The 17,146-nt window shown below is 68.6% G+C and carries 13 protein-coding genes; 3 read left to right on the forward strand and 10 right to left on the reverse strand.

Features of this window, described 5'->3' with window-relative positions; translation table 11 throughout:
* Positions 1-93 precede the first annotated feature (93 nt).
* The gene (locus N803_RS01810; protein ID WP_035902093.1) at positions 94-3,483 is read left to right on the forward strand and encodes a pyruvate carboxylase; all 3,390 of its coding nucleotides are present in this window, start codon (positions 94-96) and stop codon (positions 3,481-3,483) included.
* Between the two features lie 441 nt (positions 3,484-3,924).
* Here the strand turns inward: N803_RS01810 and N803_RS01815 are convergent, their stop codons facing one another.
* The 5 genes from N803_RS01815 to ftsE form a co-directional block, all read right to left on the reverse strand.
* Positions 3,925-5,889, reverse strand: coding sequence for a DUF2207 domain-containing protein (locus tag N803_RS01815; protein ID WP_245616946.1), 1,965 nt, complete (start codon positions 5,887-5,889; stop codon positions 3,925-3,927).
* Positions 5,890-5,892: 3 nt separating this feature from the next.
* A complete protein-coding gene (smpB, locus tag N803_RS01820; RefSeq protein WP_035902648.1) occupies positions 5,893-6,390 on the reverse strand; it encodes an SsrA-binding protein SmpB in 498 nt (165 codons plus the stop codon).
* Between the two features lie 135 nt (positions 6,391-6,525).
* Positions 6,526-7,845: a M23 family metallopeptidase gene (locus N803_RS01825; protein ID WP_035902097.1), complete on the reverse strand. Its 1,320-nt coding sequence runs from the start codon at positions 7,843-7,845 to the stop codon at positions 6,526-6,528.
* A 176-nt stretch (positions 7,846-8,021) separates the two neighbouring features.
* A complete protein-coding gene (ftsX, locus tag N803_RS01830; RefSeq protein ID WP_035902100.1) occupies positions 8,022-8,927 on the reverse strand; it encodes a permease-like cell division protein FtsX in 906 nt (301 codons plus the stop codon).
* Positions 8,924-9,622 (reverse strand): cell division ATP-binding protein FtsE, encoded by a 699-nt coding sequence (gene ftsE / locus N803_RS01835; RefSeq protein ID WP_035902102.1) that lies wholly within the window; start codon positions 9,620-9,622, stop codon positions 8,924-8,926. Before ftsE ends, ftsX begins: the two co-directional genes overlap by 4 nt.
* A gap of 209 nt (positions 9,623-9,831) precedes the next feature.
* On the opposite strand from ftsE, the gene N803_RS17270 reads away from it, so the two are divergent.
* Together N803_RS17270 and N803_RS01845 are read left to right on the forward strand one after the other, a co-directional pair.
* Positions 9,832-10,359, forward strand: a complete 528-nt coding sequence (locus N803_RS17270) for a MarR family winged helix-turn-helix transcriptional regulator (RefSeq protein WP_052111607.1) — start codon at positions 9,832-9,834, stop codon at positions 10,357-10,359.
* A complete protein-coding gene (locus N803_RS01845; RefSeq protein WP_035902105.1) occupies positions 10,352-11,917 on the forward strand; it encodes an MDR family MFS transporter in 1,566 nt (521 codons plus the stop codon). The genes N803_RS17270 and N803_RS01845 overlap by 8 nt, the downstream gene beginning before the upstream one ends.
* A gap of 51 nt (positions 11,918-11,968) precedes the next feature.
* On the opposite strand, the gene N803_RS01850 is transcribed toward N803_RS01845, so the two are convergent.
* The 5 genes from N803_RS01850 to N803_RS01870 form a co-directional block, all read right to left on the reverse strand.
* Positions 11,969-13,372 carry an alpha/beta hydrolase family protein gene (locus N803_RS01850; RefSeq protein WP_245616948.1) on the reverse strand — a complete coding sequence of 468 codons (1,404 nt, stop codon included), beginning with the start codon at positions 13,370-13,372 and terminating at the stop codon, positions 11,969-11,971.
* Between the two features lie 118 nt (positions 13,373-13,490).
* Positions 13,491-14,513, reverse strand: a complete 1,023-nt coding sequence (locus tag N803_RS01855; RefSeq protein WP_169743021.1) for a polysaccharide deacetylase family protein — start codon at positions 14,511-14,513, stop codon at positions 13,491-13,493.
* 235 nt (positions 14,514-14,748) lie between these two features.
* The gene (locus N803_RS01860; RefSeq protein WP_035902109.1) at positions 14,749-15,228 is read right to left on the reverse strand and encodes a TY-Chap domain-containing protein; all 480 of its coding nucleotides are present in this window, start codon (positions 15,226-15,228) and stop codon (positions 14,749-14,751) included.
* Between the two features lie 36 nt (positions 15,229-15,264).
* On the reverse strand, positions 15,265-16,377 hold the full coding sequence (prfB, locus tag N803_RS01865) for a peptide chain release factor 2 (protein WP_035902111.1): 1,113 nt from the start codon (positions 16,375-16,377) through the stop codon (positions 15,265-15,267).
* Between the two features lie 52 nt (positions 16,378-16,429).
* Positions 16,430-17,116: a Pr6Pr family membrane protein gene (locus N803_RS01870; protein ID WP_156969617.1), complete on the reverse strand. Its 687-nt coding sequence runs from the start codon at positions 17,114-17,116 to the stop codon at positions 16,430-16,432.
* Between the last annotated feature and the right edge of the window lie 30 nt (positions 17,117-17,146).

The raw sequence follows: 17,146 nt of genomic DNA on the forward strand, positions 1-17,146 counted from the left end.
GAGCGAACGGCGTCCGGAATCTGAGCATCGCGTCTCACTTCGTGGGCCTTCACTAGGATCGCTGTGACCCGCCACACACCCCCGGAGGTTCCCGTGTTCCGCAAGGTCCTCGTCGCCAACCGAGGCGAGATCGCCGTTCGGGCGTTCCGCGCCGCCACCGAGCTCGGGGCCAAGACGGTCGCGGTCTTCCCCTACGAGGACCGCAACTCCGAACACCGGCTCAAGGCCGACGAGTCGTACCAGATCGGCGAGGAGGGCCACCCCGTCCGGGCCTACCTCGACCACGAAGCGATCGTGCGCGTGGCCGTCGAGTGCGGCGCCGACGCGGTCTATCCGGGGTATGGCTTCCTGTCCGAGAACCCCTTGTTGGCCGAGGAGTGTGCGGCCCACGGGATCACCTTCATCGGCCCGCCGGCTGAGGTCCTGCACCTCACCGGCAACAAGGCCAAGGCCATCGCGGCGGCTCGGGCTGCGGGGCTCCCGACGCTGCGCGGCTCGGAGGCGGGCACGGACCTCGACGCTCTCGAGGCTGCGGCCGCTGAGATCGGCTTCCCCGTCTTCGTCAAGGCGGTGTCCGGTGGCGGTGGTCGGGGCATGCGCCGGGTCGAGTCCCCGGACGGGTTGCGCGAGGCGCTGGAGGCGGCGCAGCGCGAGGCCGACGCAGCCTTCGGCGACCCCACGCTCTACATCGAGGAGGCTGTGGTCGACCCGCGGCACATCGAGGTGCAGGTGCTCAGCGACGGGAGCGATGGCGAGGACGGAGTGCTGCACCTCTTCGAACGGGACTGCTCTGTGCAGCGCCGACACCAGAAGGTCGTCGAGATCGCCCCCGCCCCCAACCTCTCCCCCGAGCTGCGCGAGCAGATGTGCGCCGATGCGGTGCGCTTCGCGCGCGAGATCGGGTACGTCAACGCCGGAACGGTCGAGTTCCTGCTCGGCAAGGACGGGCGTTACGTCTTCATCGAGATGAACCCGCGCATCCAGGTCGAACACACCGTCACCGAGGAGGTCACGGACGTCGACCTCGTCGTCTCGCAGATGCGGATCGCGTCGGGTGAGACGTTCGAGGACCTCGACCTGCGCCAGTCCGACATCGTGCTGCGCGGTGCCGCGCTGCAGTGCCGGATCACGACCGAGGACCCGGCGAACGGCTTCCGCCCCGATGCCGGAACGATCACCGTCTATCGCTCGGCGGGCGGCGGCGGGGTGCGCCTCGACGGTGGAACGGTCTTCGTCGGCGCGCGCGTCTCGGCCCACTTCGACTCGATGCTCGTCAAGCTCACGTGCCGTGGCCGCTCGTTCCCCATGGCGGTTCGTCGGGCGCGTAGAGCGTTGGCGGAGTTCCGAATTCGCGGTGTGTCCACGAACATCCGGTTCCTCGAGGGCGTGCTGGCCGACCCCGTGTTCCAGGCCGGCGAGGCGACGACCTCGTTCATCGACGAGCGTCCCGAACTGCTCACGGCACGCACTCCTGCCGACCGCGGCACCAAGCTCCTGACCTATCTCGCCGACCTCACGGTCAACCAACCCCACGGGCCCGCTCGCACCACCGTCCGGCCGCGAGCCAAGCTCCCGGCGCTCGACCTGGATGCGCCCCTGCCTCCGGGGTCCCGCGACCTGCTGCAGCGTGTCGGCCCGGCGGAGTTCGCGCGCCAACTGCGTGAGCGCACCGGGGTGGCCGTCACGGACACGACGTTCCGCGACGCCCACCAGTCCCTTCTGGCGACCCGCATGCGCACCCGCGACCTGCTCCACGTGGCCGGTCACGTCTCACGACTCACTCCGGAACTGCTGTCCATGGAGGCGTGGGGCGGAGCGACCTATGACGTGGGGCTGCGCTTCCTGAGCGAGGACCCCTGGGAGCGGCTCTCGCTGCTGCGGGAGGCGATGCCCAACGTGCCGCTGCAAATGCTCCTGCGCGGCCGCAACACCGTGGGCTACACGCCGTATCCGACGAAGGTCACCGACGTCTTCGTCCAGGAGGCCGCCCGCAGCGGCCTCGACATCTTCCGCATCTTCGACTCACTCAACGACGTGAGCCAGATGCGGCCTGCCGTGGAGGCGGTCCTCGCCACCGACACCGCGGTCGCCGAGGTCGCGCTCTGCTACACCGGCAACCTCAGCGACCCGGGCGAGAAGCTCTACACGCTCGACTACTACCTCCGCCTGGCCGAAGAGATCGTCGACACCGGCGCACACGTGCTGGCCATCAAGGACATGGCCGGTCTGCTGCGCGCGCCGGCCGCCCGCACACTGGTGACGGCGCTGCGCGAGCGTTTCGACCTGCCGGTGCACCTGCACACCCACGACACCGCCGGTGGACAGATCGGGACGCTGCTCGCCGCCATCGACGCCGGGGTCGACGCCGTCGATGCCGCGTCCGCGGCCATGGCGGGGACGACGAGCCAGCCGTCGCTCTCGGCCCTCGTCGCCGCCACCGACGGAACCGAGCGCGAGACCGGGCTCGACATCGACAACGTCTTCGCCCTTGAGCCCTATTGGGAGGCGGTGCGCCAGCTCTATGCCCCCTTCGAGTCGGGCCTGCCCTCCCCCACGGGCCGGGTCTACTTCCACGAGATCCCCGGTGGGCAACTGTCGAACCTCCGCCAGCAGGCCATCGCGTTGGGCCTCGGCGACCGGTTCGAGGACATCGAGGACATGTATGCCGCGGCCAACCGCATCCTCGGAAACCTCGTCAAGGTGACCCCGAGCAGCAAGGTCGTCGGCGACCTCGCGCTCGCTCTCGTCGGAGCGGGTGCCGACCCGGACGACTTCGAGGAGAACCCCACCAAGTACGACATCCCCGACTCGGTCATCGGCTTCCTCGAGGGCGAGCTGGGCGACCCGCCCGGCGGCTGGCCCGAGCCCTTCCGGACGAAGGCTCTGCAGGGTCGCGGCCGTGGCCCCCGCATCACCGAACTCACACCGGAGCAGGAGCAGGCCCTCGACCACACACCGCGCGAGACCCTCAACGAATTGCTCTTTCCCGGGCCGACGAAGGACTTCCGTTCGTCGCGCGAGGCCTATGGCGACCTATCGGTCCTGGGCACGGTGGAGTTCCTGCACGGCCTCGCGCCGGACCGTGAGTACGAAGTCGAGATCGAGGCGGGCAAGCGGCTCCTCCTCGGCATCTCCTCCATCGGCGATGCCGACGCCAAGGGGATGCGCACCGTCATGTGCACCCTGAACGGCCAGTTCCGTCCGATCACGGTGCGCGACACCTCCGTTCAGGTCGACGACAAGGCAGCCGAGAAGGCCGAGCCGGGCAACTCCAACCACGTCCCCGCACCCTTCGCCGGCGTCGTCACCCCCGTCGTCGCCGAGGGTGACGCGGTGGAGGCCGGTGCGGTCGTCGCGACGATCGAGGCCATGAAGATGGAGGCCAACATCACCGCCCCCGTCGCCGGCACGGTCGACCGCCTCGCCATCCGCGGCCACCAACAAGTCGAAGGCGGAGACCTCCTCCTCGTCCTCAAACCCTGACCCACACCGCCCTGCCGTCCCCGCCCGTACCGCCAGACATGCAATACCGCTCGCCCGAGCCGACCGACCCGCCCAACCGTGCGGGGATTGGCACACCGAGGCCAGCCATTGCATGTCCGGCCGCACACCCGCCCAGACCAATGCATGTCCCCCGGCCCGCCCGGAGCCCAGCGCGAGTCCGGATGGTCGTCGTGCGTGCGTTTGCGACGAAGGAGCAACTGAGCGCGCACGACGCGCCATCCGCGCGAGCGCGCGTGCAGCCGCGGCAGTGAGCGCGAGTCCGGATGGTCGTCGTGCGCACGTACGGCCGTGAGCGCGAGCCGGATGGTCGTCGTGCGTGCGTTTGCGACGAAGGAGCAACTGAGCGCGCACGACGCGCCATCCGGGGAGCGCGCCGCGAGCGGCGAACGCGGGAGCGAGAGAGCCCGCGAGCGGGAGCGGCTACCAGGAGCCGCCACCACCGCCTCCGCCACCACCACCGGAGAACCCGCCACCGCCAGAGAACCCACCTCCGCCGAGCCCGGACGAACCCGACGACCCGGGCGTCGACACGAACGTGCCCGCGGCCTGGGTGGAGAACGAGTCCATGCTCGAGGCGACGTGGCCAAAGTTCCAGCCGGTCATGGGTCCCATGTACCAGGTCGGCGCGGCGATGACGTGCCCGGCCGCCGCTGCAGCAGTCGCGACGTCCTCGAAGACCTTGGCCCAGCGGTCGGCCAATCCGAAGACGATGGCGTAGGGCAGGAACTTCGAGAAGATGTCCTGCGCCTCTTCCCACTTGATCTGGTTGGCCTCGGCCGTGGCGATGTACTGCTCGAAACCCCTGGCCTGGGCGAAGATCGCGCTTCCCTCGGCGGTGCGCGAGGCCATGCGTCGACCGAGGGCCTGCACGATCAGTCCGCCGATGATGAGGCCGACGCCGAAGACCCAACCCGTGCCCACGAGACGGCCGCCGCCGAGTGCACCGAGTGACGTCGACAGGAAGAAGAGCGCGACCACGCCGAGGACGATGAGCACAATCCCCAGTCCGGTCCACGCGGAGCGCTGCGCGTCGGGCGAGCGACGGAACCAGTGACGACGGACCGCTTCCGAATACATGAGCCCCTGGACCGTCCGCAGGGTCGAGGCGAACGTGTTCTTGAGGGACGAGAGCCGGACTTCGTCGGCGTTCTTGAAGACGCCTCCGAGCAGCTCCGCTTCGTACATCGTCAGGGTCGGGCCGTTGGCCGGCGGCGTGGCGCGGCGCAGGATCCAGTCGTCGCTGCGGAAGCGTCCGCGCTCCTCGTTGGTGATGGTGAGGTGGCCGCGGACGGCGAGGTCGATGAGGGTCGCGGTGACGTCGACGACGTCGGCCCGCTCGTCGATGATCGTGCCGACCATGCCGGGCTGGACCCCAGGCGGCGGGTTGAACTGGACCGCGACGGTCGGAGCCTTGCCCCTCACGATGGGCGCCGTCTCCCCCGCACCCGGGGTGAGTCCGGGGGTGAGCCCGGCATAGACCTCGTCGCGCCCGCGGGTCCAGACGAGGAAGCCCATGAGGCCGCCTGCGAGCAAGGGGATGAGCACGCCTCCGCCGACGAGGGCGCTGCCGAGGTACTTCTGCTGGGCGTCGGACAACGAGGGGCCGGGGTCGTAGCCGCCGCCGTAGCTGCCGTCGGAGCCACTGTCCCGCAGGTCCGGGGTGAGGTCGCCGAACGCCTCCCGCGGCCACGAGACGACGATGGTCGCGCCCTGCCCCGGGTTGATGTCGGGAATGGTGAACTTCGAGGTCGCCCCCGCCACGCCGGTGCACTTGGTGTCCTCGTGGAGCGCGCCGTAGTAGCAGGCCACCTGGGTCGCTGCCACCGGACCGGTGACGTCGGCCGTGACCTGGTGATAGGCGTAGTCGTTCGACGGGTCGATGTGGTTGTAGTAGAGCTCTGCGGTGCCGTCACCGATGTCGTTGATGACGTTGGCGAGGGTGTAACTGAGGACGTACTCCTGCACACCCGACACGGTTTCGTCGGCGTTGCCGATGCGCACCTGCTCGTAGGCGCCGAAGTCGGAGATGTCGACGTCGGTCGGGGCACCGGTGGGCGACGTGACCTTGACGTTGGACAGCTCGTAGTGGCGGTACTGCGTCGTCGAGTTCTGGTAGCCCGCCCGCACCTGGATCGTGCGATAGATCCCGTGACGCTCCTCGCCCGACGGGAAATCCCAGCGGATGCGCTGGGTGACGTTCATCGATCCGTCGGGCTGGACGGCATACAGGACGTTGAACGACGCGGCGTCGTCGTCCATCGGGACGAAGCCGGCCAACGAGACCGGTCGCGCGACGCTGGGAGCCGCGAGCGCGGCTCCGGCCGGCGCACCGATGCAGAGGAGGGCGACCACGCCCAACAACCAGAACCGCAGCCGACCGCTCACGAACTACCCCCTGTAGGCGCCGAGCGCGCGCTCGGTCTCCCGACGATCCTGACGCTCACGCAACGCGTGGCGCTTGTCGTACTCCTTCTTGCCCTTGGCCACCGCGATCTCGACCTTGGCGCGCCCGTCCTTGAAGTACAGCTGGAGCGGGACGATCGTGTGGCCGCTCTCGCGGGTCGCCTGCATGATCTTGGTGAGCTCCTTGCGGTGGAGCAGGAGCTTGCGGCGGCGGCGCGGCGTGTGGTTGGTCCACGTGCCCGAGACGTATTCGGGGATGTGCACGCCCTCGAGCCACAGCTCGTCGCCGGTGAAGCTCGCCCACCCGTCAACGAGGCTCGCGCGCCCCATGCGCAGCGCCTTGACCTCGGTCCCCATCAGGACGAGGCCGGCCTCGAACGTGTCCTCGATGAGGTAGTCGTGCCGGGCCTTGCGGTTGCTTGCGACGAGTTTGCGGCCATCATCCGGCTTGGCAGCCTTCTTCTTTCCGTTGCTCTGTGCCACGTCGCTCACCTCCTCGAGTCAGTGCGACACGCTACTGCAGCGTATGCCGTCCGCGCGCCTGCCTTTGCGACCCACCCCGCGTCGTGGGAACCACGCGATCAGGGCGGCTCAGGGAGCGGTCCGATCAGAAGTGGATCAGAGGTAGTTGCGCGGGTCGACGAAGTTGCCGTCCTCGTAGACCTCGAAGTGGATGTGGCGGCCGTTGGAGTTGCCCGTGGTGCCTTCGTAACCCACGACCTGGCCCCGCTTCACCCGGCCGGAGTGGAGCCGGATGCTGCGCATGTGGTTGTAGGTCGTCGTCAGCGCGACCCCGCCGATGACCCCGTGGTCGATGATGACGCGGTTGCCGTAGCCACTGTTGTAGCCGGACTCGATGATGACGCCGTCGGCCGCGGCCTTGACGGGGGTGCCGCACGGTGCCGCGTAGTCGCGACCGCTGTGCAGGCGCCAGACGTGCTGGATCGGGTGGAACCGCATACCGTATTCGGAGCTGATCCAGCCCAGGGTCGTGGGCGGGCTGAGGGGGCCGCCCGAGGAGGAACTGCCGCCGGACCCGCCGCCCGGCTTGTTGCGTGCGGCGCGGGCCTTGGCTGCCGCCTTGGCGCGGGCGTTGGCCGCGGCGGCGATCCTGGCCTTGCGCAGGGCCTCTGCGGCCCGGGCCTTGATGACAGCGCCGAGCCGGTTGGATTCGGCCTGCATCTGCTGGAGGCGGGCGGCCTCGGCGACGGACTGGGCCTTGACCGTGGCTGCCTGGGTGGTCTGCTGGGCCGCGAGCTGGTCGAGCGCGGCCTTGGCCGCGGTGGCCTTGTCGCGGGCGGCGTTGGCGGCGGCGAGCGAGGCCTCGGCCTTGCGCTTGGCCTTCTCGGAGTCGACCCGGAGGGCGGAGAGGTGGTCCTCCTGCGCCGTCTGGCTGGCTCGCGCGGTCGCGAGCGCGACCATCGACTGGCCCTGGAGATCCATCACGGTGCCGATGAGGGCGATGCGGTCGGCGAACTGCTGCGGCGACGTCGACGTCATCGCCATGTCGAACTCGCCGAAGCCCTGGTCCTGATAGATCTGCGCCGCGAACTGCGCCACCTCGCCGCGGCTCTGGCGGATCTGCTGGGTCGTGGCGGCGAGCTCGTCCTGGGCCTTGGTCTCGTTGGCCTGAGCGACCTCGAGCTCCTGGGCGGCGATGGCGTTGGCGGTCTCGGCGCGCGCTGCGGCGCCCTGGGCCTGCTCGAGAGCGGCCTGCGCACCGGGCAGCTTGGCCTGGGTCGTGCGGAGGGCGATGTAGGCGTTGGCGAGGTCGGCGTTGGTCTCGTCGAGGTCCCCGCGGAGCTGGTCGATCTGTGCGTCGACCTTGCGCTTCTGCTGGTTGGGATCCGGGTCAGCACCCTGGAGCGCTGAGGACGCCGGCACCACGAGGGAGAGCGAGCACAACAGCGCCGCCGAGAGGCCGACAGATCGGCGCACGGAGGCTTTTCGGGGCGCAGGGGTTCGCCACATGATCACCATTGGTAACACGAGTCACCTCCGTTGGGAACCCTCCGCGCCGGTGAATCTGCTTTTGCGATCCTCCATCGTCCCCGATCCAGAGGCGTCGGCGTGGCCTTTTGGGCAACGTCGGGGAACTCCGGACCAGGGCCGACTCAGACGCGCAGGTAGCGCCGCAGCGTGAACAGGCTGGTCAGCACCGCGATGAGGATGACGCCACCGAAGAGCCACGGCGTGAGCGCCCAGACGTCGTTGGCACCGATGAGCGCCTTGTCGAGGACGACGCGGTTGAAGCCGAGGTTGAAGATCAGCCGGAGGCCGAGCCAGAGCATGCCAACGGCGAGGCCCACACCCAGCATCGCGACGACGAGCATCTCGATGATGAAGGGCATCCTGATCGTCCAGTTCGAGGCGCCGACGAGACGCATGATGCCGATCTCACGCCGTCGGATGAAGGCGGCCTGCCGGATCGTCGTCGCCATGAGCAGGGTGGCGCAGATGACCATGAGGCCGGCGAGGAAGACCGAGAACGCGGTGATCCAGTTGATGATCTGGAAGAAGCGTTTGAGGACCTTCTCCTGGTCCTGGACGCTGGCGACGCCCGGCGCTCGCTCGAACTGACTCGTGACCACGGCGAACTTCGTCGGGTCCGCGAGTTGCACCCGGAAGCTCTGCGGGATGTCGCCCGGCTGGACATTGCCGGTGATGGGGCTGTTGCGGAACTGCTCCTTGAACCGCTCGAAGGCCTCGGCCTCCGACTCGTGGAAGACCTGCTTGACCTCAGGCATGGCCTTGAGCTGGTTCTCGATGCTCTCCTGCTGCGCCTCCGTGGCGGCCCGCCCCTGGCAGTTGGCCTGGAGCGAGTTCTCCGTGCAGAGATAGATCGAGACCTGGATGCGGTCGTACCAATAGCCCTTCATCGTGTCGGCCTGCCGCTGGGCCAGCAGGCCCATGCCCAGCAGGAACATCGACACCATCGTCACGAGGATGACGGAGAGGGCCATGGAGAGGTTGCGGCGCAGGCCGGACCAGACCTCACCGGCGACGAATCCGACCTTCACTTGTCCCCCTCCGGCGCCAGGTAGGTCGCGTTCTCTTCATCTCGCACGACCACTCCGTCGTCGAGCTGGACGACGCGACGACGCATGTCATTGACGGTGTCGGCATCGTGCGTCGCCATGACCACGGTGGTGCCCGCTCGGTTGATGCGGTCGAGCAGGTGCACGATGTCGAGGCTGATCTTGGGGTCGAGGTTGCCCGTGGGCTCGTCGCACAGGAGGATCTGCGGCTTGTTGACGACGGCGCGAGCGATGGCGACGCGCTGCTGCTCACCACCGGACAGCTGGTGCGGAAGGCGCTTGCCCTTGCCCTCGAGCCCCACCATCTCGAGGGTCTCGGGGACGAGCTGCCGGATGGCGGACGCGGGCTTGCCGATGACCTGGAGGGCGAACGCGACGTTCTGGTCCACGGTCTTGCCGGGGAGTAGCCGGAAGTCCTGGAAGACCGCTCCGATCCCCCGGCGGAACCGCGGCACCTTGCGCGCCGACAGGGTGCTCAGGTCGTGGCCGGCGACGAGGACCGAACCCGAGGTGGCCTTCTCCTCGCGGAGCGCCAGGCGGAGCAACGTGGACTTGCCGGAACCGGAGGGGCCGACGACGAAGACGAACTCGCCGCGCTCGACGTTGACGTTGACGTCACTGAGCGCGGGGCGGGTCGACCTCGGATAGACCTTGGTGACGTTGTCGAAGCGAATCATGCGCGCGGGCAGGCCTCACGGCTCGGGGTCAGGATCGCTGTCGAGCATAGGTTCCGGTCCTGTGGCACCGCCGGAACCCCGGATGAACGGCGTGTACCCGTTCGTCAACGGCTTCCCTGCCGTCCCGTGCCCGGCCCCAGTCGCGTGCCCCCAGAGCTGCAGGGCAATCAAGTTGCTTGATGCAACCAACAGGGTGTTCAATGGTTGACATGGTCAAGGAAATGGAGGGCGACGCCTTCGAGGAGTTCAGCACCAGCCTCTTCCGGCTGACCCGCTCCCTTCGCTCGACGTCGCACCTGTGGGTTCAGCTGCCGGGCGGCCTCAAGCGCACCGACATCGCCACCCTCACCGTCCTCGCCGACCACGGGGACTGCCGGCCCGGCTTCATCGCCGACCGGATGCACGTCGGCGCCTCTGTCGTGAGCCGCCAACTCGCCGGCCTGGCCGACGACGGACTCGTCATCCGACGCAAGGACCCGGCGGACGGACGGGCAGAGCTCATCTCGCTCTCGCCGGAAGGCGAGGCGAGGCTCCAGGCCCTGCGGACGGCATACGTCGCAACGCTCCGAGACCACTTCACCGATTGGGACGCAGCCCGCGCCAGGGAAGCCGCGGCACTGCTCCATGACATCGCCGACCACGTCGTCCGCGCCCTCGCCGGAACGGCGCCACACCACCACACGCACCCGAACTCGACGGACACACATGACAACGACAGCCAGGACATCCATGTCTGACACCACGACCTTCAAGGAACCCGACCTCTCCCACAAGGAGATCCTCGAGGTCCTCACCGGCCTGCTCTCCATGCTCTTCGTGGCCATGGTCAGCTCGACGATCGTCAGCACCGCGCTGCCCACGATCATCGGCGACCTCCAGGGCAGCCAGACCTCCTACACCTGGGTCGTCACCGCGACCCTGCTCGCCATGACCGTGACCAGCCCGATCTGGTCCAAGCTCTCGGACCTCTTCGACAAGAAGATGCTCGTCCAGGTCTCGGGCGTGCTCTTCCTCCTCGGCGCGCTGGCCGCCGGCTTCTCGCAGAACGTCCCGCAGCTCCTCGGCGCCCGCGCCCTCCAGGGCCTCGGCGTCGGCGGTCTCATGGCCCTCTCGCAGGCCATCATGGGTTCGATCATCCCGCCGCGTGAACGCGGTCGCTACACCGGCTACATGGCCGCGGTCATGGCCGTCGCGACCGTCTCCGGCCCGCTCCTCGGTGGTCTCCTCGTCGACAGCGTCGGCTGGCGCTGGTGCTTCTGGGCCGCCGTCCCGATCTCGCTGGTCGGCCTCGGGATGCTCCAGAAGTTCCTCCACCTCGAGCGTGTTCGCCGCGAGGTTCGCATCGACTGGTGGGGTGCCATCCTCATCTCCATCGCAGCCAGCCTGCCGCTCATCTGGGTCTCGTTCGCCGGCAAGAACTACGACTGGGTCTCGGTCGAGTCGGCCTACTTCCTCGTGCCGACCCTGCTCGCCGTCATCGCCCTCATCGTGGTCGAGCGTCGCCACCCCGAGCCGCTCATCCCCGGCCGGATCCTGCTCGAGAAGACGACGAGCCTCGCGATCATCGGCAGCATCGCCGTCGGCATCGCCCAGTTCGGCACGTCGGTCTTCCTGAGCCAGTTCTTCCAGGTCGCCCAGGGCTTCTCCCCCACCGAGGCCGGACTCCTCATGCTCCCGCTCATCATCGGCAGCATGATCGGCGCCACGGTCTCCGGGCAGCTCATCACCCGCACCGGCGCGTGGAAGCCCTACATGCTCGGCGGCTCGGTCGTGCTCATCCTCGGCCTCGTCCTCATGGGCTTCACCGACCACACGACGGCCATCTGGCACCTCTCGATCTACATGGTCCTCATGGGTCTGGGTCAGGGCATGCTCATGCAGAACCTCGTGCTCGTCGTCCAGAACACCGTGGACATCAAGGAGATCGGCACCGCCAGTGGCGTTGTCAGCTTCTTCCGCTCCCTCGGTGGCACCGTCGGCATCGCAGTCCTCGGCGCGATCCTCGCGAACCGCGTGTCCGACCACATCGTCACCGGGATGCGCGACGCCGGGATTCCGGTGGCCCCGGGCAGCAACACCGGCGGCAGCCTCGACCTCGACGCGCTCCCGGCCCCGGTCCTCGAGATCGTCCGTCACGCCTACGGCGACAGCACGGGCTATATCTTCGTGATCGCCGGAGCGGTCGCGGTCATCACGCTCGTCTCGGTCGCGCTCATGCCCCACACGGAACTGCGCACGACCGTGGCCAAGCACGACGAGAAGGACCCGCTGGGCCTCGAGCAGCCCATCGACTGACCAACGCACTTCTTGCCCCTGTGGGGCAAGAAGTGCAAGAGGGGCCAGGAATCAGAGGGTGCAGGTGTTGAGCAGGTCGCCGCTCGTCGGACGAGGCACCGTGGCACTCGCCGGAGGAGCCGTACCGTCCTCGACCCACGCGGTCAGGGCGTCGAAGCCGGCGCGGGCACACGGCAGCATCGGCCGCAGTTGCTCCGGGAACGCAGGCACCAGGGCGTCGGTGTGGGTGCCGCCGACGATGCGCAGAGCGCGGTGGTCGGCGCCGCGACCCGCATCGGCGACCAGCCCGGCATACACGTCCTGATCGGTCGCGATCGGGAGGAGCGTGTCGAGGTCACCCTGCAGCGAAATGAGCGGGCGCTTGATGTTGCCGGTGAGCTCCACCAAGCGCATGGCGTCCTTGACCGCCGCCGGCCGCGACGCGTAGTCGTAGTCGGCGTCGCACTGCGGAGTTCCGCTGGCGCAGTGGGGCGTTCCCGCCTTGGTGGCGCCGTCGAACTCCGGGTCGAACTCCTCGCGATAAATCCGCTGGGTCAGGTCCCAATAGACCTGGTGGTGGAACGGCCAGAGGAACTCGCTGCCCGGGGCGAAGCCGGCCGCGATCATGGCGTCGTGCGCCGCTTGGTCACCCGTCGCCGCATAGGCCGGGTAGTTCTTGAGCGCGCTCGGCAGGTAGGTGAGCAGGTTCGGGCCGTCGGCTCGCAGGAGCGTCCCCTCCCAGTCGAGGCCGCCGTCATAGAGGTCCGGGCGGTTCTCCAGCTGCCAGCGGACGAGGTAGCCGCCGTTGGAGATGCCGGCCATCCACGTCCGCGACGGCTTGCTGGCGCGGACCTGCTGGAGGACCTTCTTCGTGGCGACGGTCAGCTCGGTGACGCGCGAATTCCATTCGCGCACACTGCCGCCCGGCGCGGAGCCGTCGTCCCAGAAGTTGATGCCGACGTTTCCCTTGTCGGTGCTCGCGAACGCATATCCCTGCGCCAGAACCCAGTCCGACCAGATGAAGTCGTTGGCGTACTGCGTGCGGTTGCCGGGCGCGCCGGTGATGACGAGCCCGCCGTTCCAGTCGTCGGGGATGCGGATGACGAACTGGCTGTCGTGGTTCCACCCGTTGTTGACGTTCGTCGTCGAGGTGTCGGGGAAGTACCCATCAACCTGTATGCCGGGGACTCCCGTCGGGTTGACCGTGCCGGGTGCGTGGAGGCCGGCGAAGTCGGCGGCAACGCTGTGCCCCGACGGCACGGTGCCGGCGGTGGTGAGGTCGTCGAGGCAGGAGACCATCAGCTTCTCTGCCCCGGGGACGGTGATCTTGGCCTGGCGGGCACAGTGGCCCCCGCCGGGCTTGTCGGTGGCCTTGTCGGCCGTGGCGGTCGGCGCGGCCACCACGAGGGCGGCGGTGGCGGCGAGGGCGGTCAGGGTCGCGAGGACCGTGCGGGGAGACGTCGTTGTCAGGCGCATGGCGGTCAGCATCGTCGCGCCGGATCCGCCGTCCCATGTGCCGACGCCCCACTCCCCCGACGTCGGCGTGTGGCCGCACGCCCAACGCGACGACTCGCGACGGCCCCGACTGCTCGGGTCAGCCCCCGCCGGGCACCGGTCCGGCCCCTCCCGGCACCGGCAGAGGTCGCGCCGGGTCCACCGTCGACTTCGTGTCGAAGAATCCGTCGAGCACCGTCGTGCGACCGCTGAGGGTGCGCTGCATCGTCATCCCGTCCACGTTGATGCGTGCCTGTCGCATCGCGTGCGAGGTGAGCTGCATCCAGTGGGTTCGCGAGGCGTCGACGTTGAAGAAGTACGAGAACTCCTCGCGCCCGTGGAGGTAGGAGAACTTGGCGTTGCGCGTCGAGTACTTCTCGACGCCCGCGATGTCGGCGCCGAACGGGTAGACGAGCAGCGGCGTGTCGCCCACGAGCGGACGCACTTCACGGTCCCACCGGCCCGAGTCGGCCTTGACCCGCTCGAGCGAGCTCGACGTCATGTTGATGTGTCCCCACGTGTGCGAGGCGAAGTTCCAGCCCTCGCCTTTGAGCGCAGCAGCCACGGCCTTCGCCGAGGCCTGCTCCTTGCGGGTCGTGGCGTTGTCGCCGTACTCGCGCGCGCTCGTGCGATAGCCGAGGATGCCGTTGTATCCAGTGAGGGCGATCGTCCCCTTCGCACCGTTGTGCGAGAAGTCGGGGTGCGCACGCACGAAGTCGTCGACGATCGGCACGACGTCGAAGGCGCCGACCTGTTCACGTCCAGCCGCGTCCACGTAGGTGTTGCGCACGCGCCCGTCCGGCGCGATCACGAGCTTGCTCGCGAAGCCCTTGCCCTTCATGTATTCGTAGTAGCTCACGTCGTCGATGCTCAACACGAGAGGCTTCTTGCCCGCCGGCAGCATCAACCGCTTGCGGGTCATGGTGCCGTCGGGTCCCGGTGCCGCGAGATCCTGGGGATGGACGAGCACCCATCCGTTCTCGTGGATCTGCTCGAGCTGCTTGGTGAACTCCGAGACGCTCACCATGTATTGACTGAAGCCAATGCCCTGCCTGCTGCCCGTGAAGGCGCGAGCCGGGTCCACGACGAGCGAGTGGTAGAAGAGGTGCGGCACAGTCGTCACATCGGGCCACGCGACCGTCGCCGCGGTGTGTGACGGCGGACCCGGGGAGGCCGGGGCGGTGGACGCCCCACCGGACGGTGCCGTGGATGTCGCAGGAGGGGGTGACGACGCACTGCGTCCCGTCGGACCCTCGTGGTGAGCTGCCGGACCGCATGCCGCGGCCAAGGCCAGGAGCAGTCCGGCGGCAGCAAGCCGCCCTGTGCCCTTCATCGATCCACCCCTTGGCCAGTGCCAGTCAGTCGTTCCGTTCCTCACACAGTACGTCGCGCAGGGTGCGGGTCACGAGATCTGCCGCGGCGCGCGCCTGGGCCAACGGCAGGTATGCCGTGTCGGTCACGTCGTCGGGATACCAGCGCGACCACACCCGCGCCTCGATGTCGTCGTGCCCGGGGCGACGCCATCCGAGAGCGTCGATGGCGTCCTCGTCCTCTTTGGACAGGAGGTACTCGCCACCGAAGTTCTCGCTGCCGACGAGTTCGAGGATCGCGTGGTCCTCGTCGCGTCGGATCCGCACCCACGGGTGGGTGTCCTCGTGGTGCGCCGGCACCAGTCCGAAGATCCGACTGTGTCGCAGCATGTGCGGACGGGCGAGTTCGGGGATGGAGACGAGCACGTCGTCGCCGTCGTCGAGGGCCCGGATCCGATGGACGAGCTCACCCGACCACGCAGCCCAGTCCGCCGGTCCAGCGGCAGGCAACTCAACGGCATACGTCATGGTTTTTCTCCCAGCATCGCTGTCCCGCAACGGAACTCAGTCGTCGGCCTTGCGCTCGGCGATCTGCCAGCGGATCCCTGCCTCGATGAAGCCGTCGATGTCACCGTCGAAGACGGCAGTCGGGTTGCCGGTCTCGAACTCGGTGCGGAGGTCCTTGACCATCTGGTACGGGTTGAGGACGTAGGAGCGCATCTGGTCGCCCCAGCTCGCCTTGACGTCGCCGGCCATCTCCTTCTTGACGGCGGCTTCCTCGGCGCGCTTGAGGAGGAGCAGTCGGGACTGCATGACGCGCAGGGCGGCGGCGCGGTTCTGGATCTGCGACTTCTCGTTCTGCATCGAGACGACGGTGCCGGTCGGGATGTGCGTCATGCGCACGGCCGAGTCCGTCGTGTTGACCGACTGACCACCCGGGCCGGACGAGCGGAAGACGTCGATCTTGAGCTCGTTCTCGGGGATCTCGATCGAGTCGGTGCCCTCGATGAGCGGGATGACCTCGACGGCGGCGAAGCTCGTCTGGCGGCGGCCCTGGTTGTCGAAGGGGCTGATCCGGACCAGGCGGTGCGTGCCGCCCTCGACGGAGAGGTTGCCGTACGCGTAGGGCACGTTGACCTCGAACGTCGCGGACTTCAGGCCCGCCTCTTCGGCGTAGGACGTGTCCATGACCTTCGTCGGGTAGCCGTGGCGCTCGGCCCAGCGGAGATACATGCGCAGGAGCATCTCGGCGAAGTCCGCGGCGTCGACGCCACCGGCGCCGGCGCGGATCGTGACGACGGCCTCGCGCTCGTCGTACTCACCGGAGAGGAGGGTGCGGACCTCGAGCTCGCCGACGGCCTTCTTGAGGCTGGTCAGCTCGCGCTCGGCCTCGGCGAGGGTCTCGGCATCATTTTCTTCCTGACCCATCTCGACGAGGACCTCGAGATCGTCGACGCGCGCGTCCATGCCGGTGACGCGGTCGAACTCGGCCTTGGCACGCGACAGCGCGGAGGTGACGGCCTGCGCCTTCTCCTGGTCGTCCCAGAGGTCCGGAGCCGCGGCCTGCTGCTCGAGGTCGGCGATCTGGGTCTCGAGGGCGCCGAGGTCGGTGACGTCACGCACGGACGTCATCGTCGTGCGGAGGTCCTTGATCTCTTGCTGGAAGTCGGTTGCCACAAGAGCACAGACTACGTGCCCGTATGCCGTCCGCTCACCACCGCGCGGCCGCTCACCGCGCGCTCGGGGCCCGTTCCGTGCCGGCCCCGGAGCCGAGCCGCACCCCGGGGAGGCGACGGTCGAGCGCGATGGCGCCCCAGGTGAGGGCGAGGAAGAGCACGGCGACACCCGCGCAGGCAGCCAGCGCACCGGCATACCCGTGGAGGTTCACGTCGAGGAACGGGTAGGGGTACCAGTCGACGATGGCACCCCGGATGAGGGTGTAGACGAGCCAGCCGATCGGGAAGGCGAGGGACGGTAGGAGGTGCGTCCGGTCCACGAGTCCGCGGGGTCCGAACGCGAGCCAGCCGATGACGGCGAGCGCGGGGACGACGAGGTGGAGGAGCTTGTCCGCGACGAGGTCGGCGCTGTGCAGGTCGAGCAGTGGGCGCAGCAGGAACCAGTGGACGACGCCGGTGACGGCGATGCAGACGATCGCGTTGAGCCGCAGCACTTTCCACCACGTCGGGTAGCGGGTCTGGCCGGCGGCGAGGGTCGTGGTCGTGGCGGCGACGAGGAGGTTGGACAGCACCGTGAAGTAGGAGATGAAGCGGATGAGGCGAGTGCCCAGAGGTGCGGGTGCGATCTCGTCGAGGACGTGACCGCCGCGGAACACGAGGACGAGTTGGAGGACCAACGCCACCCACGCCACCGTCGCGGTGAGGAGGTGCCACGACTTCGCCCCGCGACTGATGTCCACGCAGTCATCATGGCCGGTGCGCAGGTGCAG

Source organism: Knoellia subterranea KCTC 19937 (genome assembly GCF_000768685.1).
GTDB lineage: Bacteria > Actinomycetota > Actinomycetes > Actinomycetales > Dermatophilaceae > Knoellia > Knoellia subterranea.

Excerpts from the sequence above, each read along its gene's own strand:
- N803_RS01860 (WP_035902109.1), bottom strand. The coding sequence starts at position 15,228 with ATGACGTATGCCGTTGAGTTGCCTGCCGCTGGACCGGCGGACTGGGCT.
- N803_RS01850 (WP_245616948.1), bottom strand. The coding sequence starts at position 13,372 with ATGCGCCTGACAACGACGTCTCCCCGCACGGTCCTCGCGACCCTGACC.
- N803_RS17270 (WP_052111607.1), top strand. The coding sequence starts at position 9,832 with ATGGTCAAGGAAATGGAGGGCGACGCCTTCGAGGAGTTCAGCACCAGC.
- ftsE (WP_035902102.1), bottom strand. The coding sequence starts at position 9,622 with ATGATTCGCTTCGACAACGTCACCAAGGTCTATCCGAGGTCGACCCGC.
- N803_RS01845 (WP_035902105.1), top strand. The coding sequence starts at position 10,352 with ATGTCTGACACCACGACCTTCAAGGAACCCGACCTCTCCCACAAGGAG.